The 10,470-nt window shown below is 46.0% G+C and carries 12 protein-coding genes; all 12 read right to left on the minus strand.

All coding sequences use genetic code 11. The annotated features are described in order from the left end of the window. Nucleotides 1-4: 4 nt before the first annotated feature. The 12 genes from JGK14_RS01310 to JGK14_RS01365 all read right to left on the minus strand — a co-directional run bounded on the left by JGK14_RS01310 (nt 5) and on the right by JGK14_RS01365 (nt 10,171). Nucleotides 5-436, minus strand: coding sequence for a type II toxin-antitoxin system Phd/YefM family antitoxin (locus JGK14_RS01310; protein ID WP_325314677.1), 432 nt, complete (start codon nt 434-436; stop codon nt 5-7). Further along, a complete protein-coding gene (locus JGK14_RS01315; protein ID WP_325314678.1) occupies nt 433-732 on the minus strand; it encodes a type II toxin-antitoxin system RelE family toxin in 300 nt (99 codons plus the stop codon). Before JGK14_RS01315 ends, JGK14_RS01310 begins: the two co-directional genes overlap by 4 nt. A gap of 125 nt (nt 733-857) precedes the next feature. Continuing rightward, on the minus strand, nt 858-1,193 hold the full coding sequence (locus tag JGK14_RS01320) for an element excision factor XisI family protein (protein ID WP_325314679.1): 336 nt from the start codon (nt 1,191-1,193) through the stop codon (nt 858-860). After that, a complete protein-coding gene (locus tag JGK14_RS01325; RefSeq protein ID WP_325314680.1) occupies nt 1,178-1,597 on the minus strand; it encodes a XisH family protein in 420 nt (139 codons plus the stop codon). The genes JGK14_RS01320 and JGK14_RS01325 overlap by 16 nt, the downstream gene beginning before the upstream one ends. A 95-nt stretch (nt 1,598-1,692) precedes the next feature. Then, nucleotides 1,693-3,237, minus strand: a complete 1,545-nt coding sequence (locus JGK14_RS01330; RefSeq protein WP_325314681.1) for an Eco57I restriction-modification methylase domain-containing protein — start codon at nt 3,235-3,237, stop codon at nt 1,693-1,695. After that, complete coding sequence (locus JGK14_RS01335; protein ID WP_325314682.1) at nt 3,234-4,196, minus strand: XamI family restriction endonuclease; 963 nt, start codon at nt 4,194-4,196, stop codon at nt 3,234-3,236. Before JGK14_RS01335 ends, JGK14_RS01330 begins: the two co-directional genes overlap by 4 nt. Nucleotides 4,197-4,291: 95 nt before the next feature. Further along, nucleotides 4,292-5,026, minus strand: a complete 735-nt coding sequence (locus JGK14_RS01340) for a response regulator transcription factor (RefSeq protein ID WP_325314683.1) — start codon at nt 5,024-5,026, stop codon at nt 4,292-4,294. A 90-nt stretch (nt 5,027-5,116) separates the two neighbouring features. Continuing rightward, a complete protein-coding gene (locus tag JGK14_RS01345; RefSeq protein WP_325314684.1) occupies nt 5,117-6,196 on the minus strand; it encodes a hybrid sensor histidine kinase/response regulator in 1,080 nt (359 codons plus the stop codon). Continuing rightward, nucleotides 6,193-6,777 carry a hypothetical protein gene (locus JGK14_RS01350; protein ID WP_325314685.1) on the minus strand — a complete coding sequence of 195 codons (585 nt, stop codon included), beginning with the start codon at nt 6,775-6,777 and terminating at the stop codon, nt 6,193-6,195. Before JGK14_RS01350 ends, JGK14_RS01345 begins: the two co-directional genes overlap by 4 nt. Nucleotides 6,778-7,542: 765 nt before the next feature. After that, a complete protein-coding gene (locus JGK14_RS01355; RefSeq protein ID WP_325314686.1) occupies nt 7,543-8,469 on the minus strand; it encodes a ParB/RepB/Spo0J family partition protein in 927 nt (308 codons plus the stop codon). After that, entirely contained in the window at nt 8,459-9,220 is a 762-nt protein-coding gene (locus tag JGK14_RS01360) for a ParA family protein (RefSeq protein ID WP_325314687.1), read from the minus strand. The genes JGK14_RS01355 and JGK14_RS01360 overlap by 11 nt, the downstream gene beginning before the upstream one ends. A 324-nt stretch (nt 9,221-9,544) precedes the next feature. Then, nucleotides 9,545-10,171, minus strand: a complete 627-nt coding sequence (locus JGK14_RS01365) for a hypothetical protein (protein WP_325314688.1) — start codon at nt 10,169-10,171, stop codon at nt 9,545-9,547. Nucleotides 10,172-10,470: the final 299 nt, after the last annotated feature.

Raw genomic sequence — 10,470 nt, forward strand, 5'->3', positions numbered from 1 at the left:
CTCTTCACCCTAACCCTAATTTCTTTCGCACCTCCTCACTACTCACAACTTTACCTGCTTTTTGCTGTTGTTTGGAGCGATCGATAATGTTTAAAAACTGAGGATTGCTACTTAAAGAAACCCTTTCAATATCAGCTATAGCTACCAAAACAGCAACAGGTTTACTTTCAAATGCTGCGATCATCGGTTCTCTTCCCAAACTACGGACATAATCGGCTAATGATGCTGCACAATCTGACGGTTGTCGCTGCAAAGATTTTTTGATTAATATTAGCAAATCTGGATTTGTTGCTAAGGGTAAATTTTCTAAGTCGGCGATTGGTGTTAGGACAGCTACAGGAGTTCCCTTGATGGTAACAAGCAATGGCTCTTTCCCCAAAACTTGAATATATTTACCCAACGATTCAGTTGCTTGTGCGAGTTCTACTGATTTCATAGTTCAATTTCCTCCTGACCGATCCGAACTCGGTTGCGGTTCTTGACTCCAACTGCTTGAATATAGACTACAGAAACTGTGTTTTCTTCTACATCGTAGTACACCCGTAAATTTCCGAGCCGCAATTCCCAGGTTGCTAAACTGTTAGGTTCCATCGGTTTGCGATTTCTTGTCTCAACTAGGGATTCATATTTTAGTTGTTCGTCTACAGTATCTAATACAGTTCGTTGCTGCCGAGTTGTTAAAAATTTTAGATGCTCAATAGCAGCGTCAGCATATTCAATTTGATAACTCAATTATCCTCATTTCAATGTTAATAACACATCCAAACACTCGTCTTTCTCCACACCACCCGACATGAAACATCAGATAGCGATCGCCTCTGAATAATTCCTTCTGCGGCTGGTAAGACAGAAATACTTCACACCGCCTGAAAAACCGCTGGGCTAGCACCACTTTGATAATCAAGGCTAGTCACAATATGCTCTGCTTGGATACCTGCGGCAATAAGTGCAGAGGTTAACCCTTCCTCGAAATTATCTTCTTCAATGATGACATGGCGATCGACCAAGCGTGCGTGAAACAGAATGGTGTCGATCCAGCGTTGCTTATCCCAGCCTGTAGCGATAATCAGGAAATGACCTGAATCCGTATCGCAGACAGGATAAAGCTTAATCGCTTGTAAGCGAGGTTGAGCTTGCGTTGCCTCTTGCAGCGTTTGCTTCAGGATATCTGCATAGCTTAGTGAGCGATCCATTGAACAATAGCCTCCCGTTCTGGTTCGTAAACTAATAAGTTAATTCTATTCCGCTGAACGGCTAGCTGAAAAATTGGTTTTTGGAAGTGTCGAATATAGATTGGTTGACTGATGGCTAGGAACAACTGCCGTTTAGGTTCTTGCTCCTCCAAAGCCCATTGGTAAAGCTGAAGCTGTCCCATAGTTTTTTCCAGTTCATTAATTACTGAAGGAGAGTCAAAGTTTTTGATTTCCACAGCTATTTTACGTCCTTCTTTTTCGGCTGCAAAAAACTTTTCTGCTCCTAAATCAGCTTTCAAGAGCGTTTGTTCTAACACTAAGATTAACGGGTCATCCGTAATCATCCACCCGTCTTTTTCGAGAGTGTGGCGCACGGATAAATGTAAATTATCACGTCTAGACATTAGTTATAAAAGCTTAATATGTCGTTGCTGCCAATCAAAGAAAAAGTATCTGATCAGAGAATTGGGCGGAGGGCAGCCCGATGAACTGTCAAGAATCACCGCACTTTTAGGACAGTGAGTATGTCAACAACCATAGCATTACCCAATTCCCTCGGCTCCAGCTTATGCAATCCACCCCCATACACGCGCCCCTCACCCATCAGCGCCTCATCAGAAATGCGATCAAGCGCCTGCCGCACTTCTTTAAGCAATTCTGGCTTACCTGAAAGTGCTTTAGCAAGAGCAGGTTTAGGATACAACATCAAATATACATTGGTAGCCGTCGCCATTGAGTGATTCAGGATAAATCGAAAAGGTCTGCCCCTACCAGTATCCTGACGACCCATATAGGTACAGAGGAACGGGGAAGGAGGACGCTTTTCCTGAGAATACCAGGGAGTACGATGGTTACACAGGTAGCGATCGCAAATTCCCTGTTTTACTCCCATCTGCAAATATTCCCAAAGCGACGGATACTTAGCTTTCACCTCCAAAGGGGGCAAATCGCACGATAGTAAGAATAACCGACGATCGAGAATCGGATTTCCCAAGCGATCGCCCTCAATTTCATCTACTAATAACAGCCGGGGACTAGGCAAAACTGGCTTGAGAAATTCAAATGGCAATTGATAAGCAGAAACTTGCTCTGGTGTCAACACAAAAAAATTGTTCGCTCCCGTCGCCAGCCCCCGTTTAATAGTGAATAAGTCCTTAAGTTTCAACGGCTGTTCTTGAGAATTCACACTACCAGACATTAGTCCAAACTTAGTCCATTTAGCTGCACTGCGTAGCGACTCCACTGACACGATCAGCGACATTTTAGATGCTGTCAAACTCCCTCCATAGGTAAACTCAACAGCATGATTAGCAGGTGGCAAAGCTTTCTTAAACCAAACCACTGCTGACGTACATAGTGCATCTTCAAACTGAACGTCAGCAGCATCGAAACAGTGAATTCGCAGTAGAGTAACGCGATTTAGCAAGTAATCTTTAATTTGCTGTCCGTAATTCACATCCATAAATCCACTGGGAATCAGCCACCCCGCTAAGCCGCCAACAGCCATACTTGCATCCGCAATGCACAAAAAATGGCAGTAAAGACTAGCCAACTGACTGAGTTTAACTCCCGCTGTTTCCTGTGCTAGCTGTTGCAGCCGCAGCTTTTCAAGTCGATTCAAATGATGGTGTCGCACATAGGGGGGATTGCAAATGACTAAGTTAGCTTTTGCCTCGTCAGAGTCAGGGGGTGTCGCTTGGGTAAAATCAGCGATATTCAGATGTAGCGAAGTGTCACTCCAAAGCTTAATCGCTTCGTTCCCGTAATGCGGGTCAATTTCATAGCCGACTGCTTTAACAATTTGCGATCGCCCAAATTGCTGCAATAATGCCGAGTAAAAAGAACCTGTACCAAAAGCCGGGTCGAGAAAACGAATCTTAATGTCTGAGGGCAACAACATTGAAGCATATTTGAGAATATCTGCTGCCAGTGTTGGAGGCGTAGCAAACTGACCTAGCTTATTTCGCTGAGCTTGAGTTCTAGCTTCATCCAGTTGCGATTGCCGCAACATTCGTGTCAATTCAATTGTCGCAGTTACATTCATATTTCAAATAGCGCTAAATCATCAATCCGATGTTCCCAAACCCAGTCAATTCCTTCGGCTGCTTCGTAACCCAAATAGCCACTGTCAAAGTAACCGCAAAGAAACAAAATAAAACGCACGTTATTGCCGTAGTTACTTCTCAATTGAGTCATTTTAATAGCTTCTTCCTTGCGTCGCTTATTGGGATTGGTATAGTCACCGGCAGATTTCGCTTCAATCAGTAACGGGAATTCACCAGGGCTAGAATTAATTGGCACAAGCGCAACGTCAATAGGGATATTAATTTGTTTGGTACCGGACTGTAAAAGTACCGGGATATTGAGCCGAAACGAGAAAGTCCCCGGTTGCATGGTCTCAAAACTTAATCCGGCTCCTCCTCTAACGTAGGAATAACCACGCTGTTCCAGCCATTGCCTGATCATAGCAAGCTGCCTTCGTTCTTGAGCGTTGCGAACGATCGGGTCAGAAACAGCACCGCAAAGGCGATCGGCTACAATTGTTGCTGCTTTTTGAACTTCACTATCAGTTGGCTGCTGTCCGCTTTCTAGCCAAGGAAAAATATCTTTGTCAAGCAGGCGTGCAATAATTTGACTGATTTTTGTGAGTTCAGCATCCAGAGTTGCAATGTCTGCGCGGGGCGGAATTCGCTGTTTCTCTTCCATATTTTTGACCAGGTTGGGCGACACTCCTGCTAAACCGATCAGGCGATCTCGCGCAATTGGCGGCGCTGCCGCCATGCGTAAAATGGGCAAAACCTCTGGATGCTGTCGCAGCAGGGCGGACGTGATGTTGCTCAGATTGGCTGTCTCTGCTAGGGCGGATTTAACTTGTTGAGTTGTAACAATGCGAGTGTCGCGGTAGGCTTTTGGAGCGAACAGCATGAACCAATTGTTATAGAAGTCTACCGACAGGGCAATATCGGGTTTCCACAAGTGTGGTTTGTCGGCATTAACTGGCACTGCATCTCCTCTAATCGCGACCCTCGCCTAGATAGCTTAGATTGCTGGAACGTCTCTGTTGTATTATCCACCAAGCGGTTGCTCTTGAAGCGGATTTAGTCAACCAAACCAGCGCGAAGGGCTCTAACAGCAGCTTGAGTGCGATCGTCGCAAGACAGCTTATTGAGGATATTACGCACATGAGTTTTCACAGTACCGAGAGAAATGTATAGTTGCTTGCAAATTTCCTCATTGCTGCACCCTTCAACAATCAACTCTATAACCTCTTTTTCTCGTTCTGTTAAAGGGTTCGCCATTAACAACTGACTGTACTCTGGATCGACTCCATTGATTGACACGGTGGAGATGGCGGTTTTGGTGACAGATTCCTTGAAAGGATTATTCATGCGAGCCAAAACGATTCTGGCAATTGAAGAATCGATCCAGTTTTCGCCAGCATTTGTCTCAACAACGGCTTCCACCAACTTTTCAAAACTGACATCTTTCATGCAGTAAGAGTCGGCTCCCGCTGCAAAAGCTGCCAGCACCGATTCTTCGTTATCCTGCATAGTCAAAATCAACACTTTCGGTTGGTTATCCACGCTGGGGGTTTTTGGAGTTTGTATGTATTCTTTGAACCTTTTGGTCAGTTCAATTCCGTCTACCAACCCCGGCAGTCCGATATCGACGATCGCTACATCAGGCAGAGTTTTCTCCAGTAAAGTTATCCCTTGCAGGCCATTAGCTGCTTCTCCGATAAATTCAAGTTCTTCGCAGTCTTCTAAAGCTGCTTTGATTCCAGCCCTTGTCAGGTGATGGTCTTCAATTAAGGCAACGCTAATTTTATTCATGGTTTGTTTAAAAAAAGGAAAATTGTACTTCAGCGACACGAGTGTGTCCAAGGTAGAACCTATGTGCTCTTTTGTATCCAAACAAGACTTTTAGAGCGAGATGGGGAGCCGTACAGTAAATGTGCTGCCTTGACCCACCGTTGATGTTACGTCAATACTGCCAGAGTGGGCTTCTACAATCCGGCTTGACAAGTGCAGCCCCAAGCCACAGCCTGCTCTGGCATGATTTCCGGTGCGAAATCGTTCAAACAGCGAGGCTTGTTCTGAGGCTCTGATGCCGGGGCCGGTGTCTTCTACGCTAATGCTTACCGACTTGGCATCTGGACGGACAACGATTTTCACACAACCGAAATCGGTAAATTTTATGGCATTTCCGACTAAGTTGGTGATGACTCGGCGGAGTTCGAGGCGATCGCCCTCAATCCGCAGTAGTTGCGAGTCGGACTCCTCACAGGTTAGGACAAGTCCTTTGTCAATAGCCACAGCTTCCAGTTCCTTGACGACTTCTTTGACCAGTTTTTTGAGGTCGAAGGGGGCGATCGCGAGAGTCTTGCAACCCGATTCAAATCGGTGAACCTCCAGTAAAGTATTGACCAACGAAAGCAAATTTTGGTTGCTGCTGCCGATGGTGGCGATCGCCTCTACCGCTTGAAAGGGCAGTTCGCCGAATTTCCCTCGTTGGAGTAGGGCCAGCATTCTATCAGCGGCAACAAGGGGAATCCGCAGGTCGTGGGTGAGACGAGACACAAAATCCTCTCGCGCCTTTGTCACTTCCTGCATCGCATCTATACTGTGTTTGAGCCGGAGGAGGCTGCGGACGCGGGCCAGCAACTCATTTACCTGGATGGGCTTGCAAACGAAATCATCAGCCCCCAAGTCAAGTCCATCAGCTATGGTTGTTGAGTTGTCAGCCGCAATTAACAAGATGGGGATAAAGGGAAGTTGAGGATTTGAACGAATTCTGTAAGTCACTTCGTAACCGTCTACTTCTGGCATCATTACATCCAACAAAAGTAAATCTGGTGGTGACTCCTCTACTAAAGCTAAAGCATCAAGTCCGCTGGAACTCGTGCTGACGCAATAGCCTTCTTCAGAGAGGATAGCCTGCATGATAAATAAGTTGTCAGTTGTATCGTCAACCGCCAAGATTTTACTGGGTTTATCTCTCATTGTCCTGGCTTTTTCTCCCGCCTCCATCCAAAGCTTACGAACGAGTCCATATCTTCTGAGTCAGCCTTTTGGCGGATAAAACTTAAAAACTGTCGATAATCTTGAGCCTGCTTGGATTCTTCCAACTTTCGCTGCTTTCTGATTCGCAGCAAGTAGTCTTTGAGGCGAACGTACCGCCATCCAACTTGAAATCCCAGCTCGTATATTTGAGTTGCTTTCGGATTCGCGTAGGCGAAGCCAGCCGAAGGCATCGCGTTGAGTAAGGTTTGTGCGACGCTTGGCGAGTCGAAGTCAGAAATTGTTCTCCTGCTTTCTTTTCCATCCTTACAGCCTTTCCAAAACTCTTTGCTGCTAGTTGAAGTTTGGATGGAAATCTTGTACTCTTGGAGCGTCGATTCAAGCCAATCTAAGTCTTGTTTTCTGTCGTTCGAGAGTGAATCGTTTGGCTGATACTTATTCCAGGCGCGAGCAAAAGCATTTAGCAACTTTTGAAAATCTGCCAAAAAAGAATCTGACCGGGTTTGATACTTTGCCGACGGTGAAAGTCGGCTGCGGTTTGAAAGAGTGTTAGTTGGTGGCATAACTGTCAACATAAGCAAAACTTAGTTTGAGTTGGCGTTTTTCTGTTTCATCTCTAGGTCTCCAACCTATCAACTGCCAAGCTTGAGTGAGTTCTACCTAAAAGCTGATTTCTGATTCGCTGCCGCCAAGCTAATTTCTCATTCACTGCCAGTGTTGGTTAGAATGGTTGTTAGCGCGACTTTTCTTTTTACAGGAATAGTTGTTCCGTCCCGCGCGCGATCGCCTGTATCAGACCGATCGCCAAAAAAGAAGGTCCTCTCGATTAACAGAGCATCCTTCACAAAAACTTAAACTTTGCCTCCCAACCGCCAGCGCAGAAATAATATCAAGCCCAGTATGCAGCGCGATCGCGCGTTAAGCCAGAAACAAACCCAAATATCAATCGCAGTCCTGGACGCAACTGGCATATTAAAGTCAAGTTGTAGGGTGCGTCAGGCGAATTTATAGGGCGATTATTCAGGATTTAGGGAGAGTAGAGCACCTTACTAATTGTGACAATTGCGTCCAGTCCTGAATTGGTTTTTAGGAGTCCGGTTGTACAATGACTTGCACCAAGAATGCTTCTTAGTCTTACAAAACAAAGGCAGAAGACATCCGAAGACCGAAGTATGAAGGCAGAAGCTAGAAGCCGGATATTGAACTCATCATAAGTGTCTTTTCACTTCGGCCTTTGAATGGGTACAACCATCACCTTCAATGGCTAAAATTCTTGTTTAGACTACGGTTGTAGTGATTAGGTGGATGCGCGATCGCCCTTGCTTTTTCTAATCTGCTAAAACGGATTCTAGCTCTGTTAGGATTTTTTGGAGGCGCTTCTGCTTCTTTGGATCGCTCCAAGCTTTGGACTTGTTCGCTTTTGTTAAAGCTCCCTTTATTTGGGTTTTCAGATTTTCTTCCGGTTCTTCTCCCGAAGTACCTGCCTTTAAATCCGCGATGCGTTCTTTAATCTGAGTTAAAGATAGACCTTCAGCGATCGCCGCTTCTAGAAGCGACTTTCTTGCCTGCTCGTCTTTAACTTTGGCGATCGCTAGCGCCTTGGTGTATTCGATCTGACCCCGGCGCAGGGCTTCTTGGATGTCGGACGGCAGCTTCAGCAGTCCCAGTCTGTTGCTGACGAAAGACTCCCATGACATCCGCCCCAATTCGCTAAAAACCTTGACGACTATTTGCATTTCATGATGAATGATAACGTTATCATTCATCCTCTGTACGTCATTTTGCATCCGGTAGAGCAGCCGCACCACCTCTTCTAGATCGTATTCAAGGTGATGGGAGAGCAGATGCAAGATACCCTCCGTTTCTTCGACTGGGTTGAGGTCTTCCCGCTGGAGGTTCTCAACTAATGCGACGCGCAGAGCTTGCTGTTGGGTCAAGTCCCGAACGATAACAGGAACTTCTGTCAATCCCACTTCTCTAGCAGCTCTATACCGCCTTTCGCCAGCTACTAGCTCGTATTTTTCACTTCCCAAAGGACGAACTAATAAAGGTTGGAGAATTCCATCAGTTTTTACTGACTCAACCAAAGCCTGCATTGCTTGGGAGTCGAAGTATCGGCGAGGTTGAGAGGATGGAAGCTTTATAGACTCAATCGAGAGCAGTTTTTCTGCCGTTGGTTCTGCTACTTCATCATCTCCAAACAAAACGCTCAAATTTGCCTTACCTTTATAGGGCTGGTCATTCTTACTTGACATTGAGTTTCTCCATCTTGGCTGCTAGCTGGTCTAATATTTTGACAACGGGATTTTTAGGTTCGTAAACAGCAAGCGGGACTTGTTTCTCCGAAGCATCCGCGAAAGCAGTTATGCGCGGGATGGGAGTGTAAACGGGGCCGAAGGTCGTAAACTGCTCGCTCATAGCCTTGAGAGTCCGCTTGTCCTGAGAGTTGGCAGCAGCATAGCGGGAGGGAACAAAACCAGCTATCTGCAAAGAGCGGTTTCCTTTCTTTCTGATTCTGGCTACTGTTTGCAACAGGAGGTTGGTGCCCTCAAAGGCTTTGTAGTGAGTCTCAACGGGGACTAAGACGTGAGTGGCAGCTACTAAACTGATGTAGCTGAGCAGCCCTAAACTGGGAGGACAATCTATGAGAATGAAGTCGTAGTTGTCTTGAATGGGGGCGATCGCATCCTTGAGGCGAACTTCCCGAAAATCCATGTTAACCAGTTGAATTTCCGCGGCGCTGAGGTTGATGTTGGTGGGAGCCAAATCCATACCGTGAATGCCCGTGTGGATGGGCATAGGCTCCTCATTGACAATGGCATCAAACACAGTTTTATCCAAATTCTGAGAGTCAACCCCCATGAAGAGCGTCAGAGAACCTTGAGGATCGATATCGATGAGAAGAACCTTGTGGCCTCGCTTAGAGAGGTGGTAGCCGAGATTGAGCGCGATCGTGGTTTTCCCCACACCACCGGCTTGGTTGAACAGCGAGATTATCTTTGTCATGACTTGCCCTCCGGTAACGTGCCACCATAGTTCCAATCTTGCGTGCAAAAGGAGGCGGCGGTTAAAACTGTAAGCATATTTGCACTCTTGTTGAAGTGTGGGAATGTCTGCGCTTTAGGCATGAACCGTCACTATCCCCAGACCGTTTTGTAGAAAAACTATAGTTATACTCTCATATAAAAGTGATATCTCAGAAGGCGCATTAGCAATTTTTTTATTTTTTCCCACTCGGAAAGGCAATTGGCAACAGTGACCATGCCGTTGCTGTAAAAGACAACGGCAATGTGGTCGGGTATAAATGCTGGCAGGTGACGCTAAATACTTCTAAGCTCGCTCTTTCATTGACTTGTAGGGATAAGGATAGTTGATTGTTAGTTTGAGCGAGCCAGGAAGTACCTCTGGTTGGTTAACAATGCAGTAAATGAGATATCCAGCCCGTTCTACTTCTGTCCAAGCCAAAGGCGAGAACTGGGCTGACTCACAAATGGCGCGTTTAACCAGTCCCGGTCTGCAGCGGTTCTCAAACAGAGCTTGCACGAACTGGGTGGGATTGGCTATGGCAGGAGACAGAAGCTTGCAAAATTTTCTAGGATGAACTGTCCGAAGGTAATTGATAGCAGCTTGTCCATTAAATGCTTCAACTAGAGATGGGGAAATTTGCAAGTGCTGGAGCAGCAAGTCCATATCTTCATCAGTATTGGTTACTGCCCATAAATTATCCTCGAGCCACCCCCAAACTATCTGCTCAGCCTCTTTGTGAGTTGCTACCAAAAAGCGATTTCCTTTGTAGGTAAACCCTGATACGTGGGGCAGTTGGGGGAGAGACCAGTCGGCAAAAGTGCGATCGCTGTCCAGTAGCAATAGGACGGATGCTAGTATGTGCCTCCTGCTGTGCCGCAGCGGATCGGCCGGTACAGGCTGTCGAGAGCTGTGTTGATGGTCAAACTGCATGGGAACGCCGTTCTCCTGTTGACAGTAAAAGTTACTGATTTAAGCTAAAAGCTAAAGGCTGTAAACTAAATCCGCCGTCCCTCCTAATTTCCCACTTCAAAAGTCATCGGCAATATTAATCTTGCGGACTATTAAAATGCGATCCAAATGTAAAAACTATCATCCGAGTGGCTGTTGTTTCTTGTAATTCCAGCTAGTTATAGCCCACATTCCGCAGATGTGGGTCGGATTTTTTTATCAGTTGTGAAAACTTGGAAGCCAAACGCTTTTGGGCTGAAATTATGCAGTGTTAGCCTTAC

The organism is Microcoleus sp. PH2017_28_MFU_U_A, from assembly GCF_020738035.1.
Taxonomy (GTDB): domain Bacteria; phylum Cyanobacteriota; class Cyanobacteriia; order Cyanobacteriales; family Microcoleaceae; genus Microcoleus.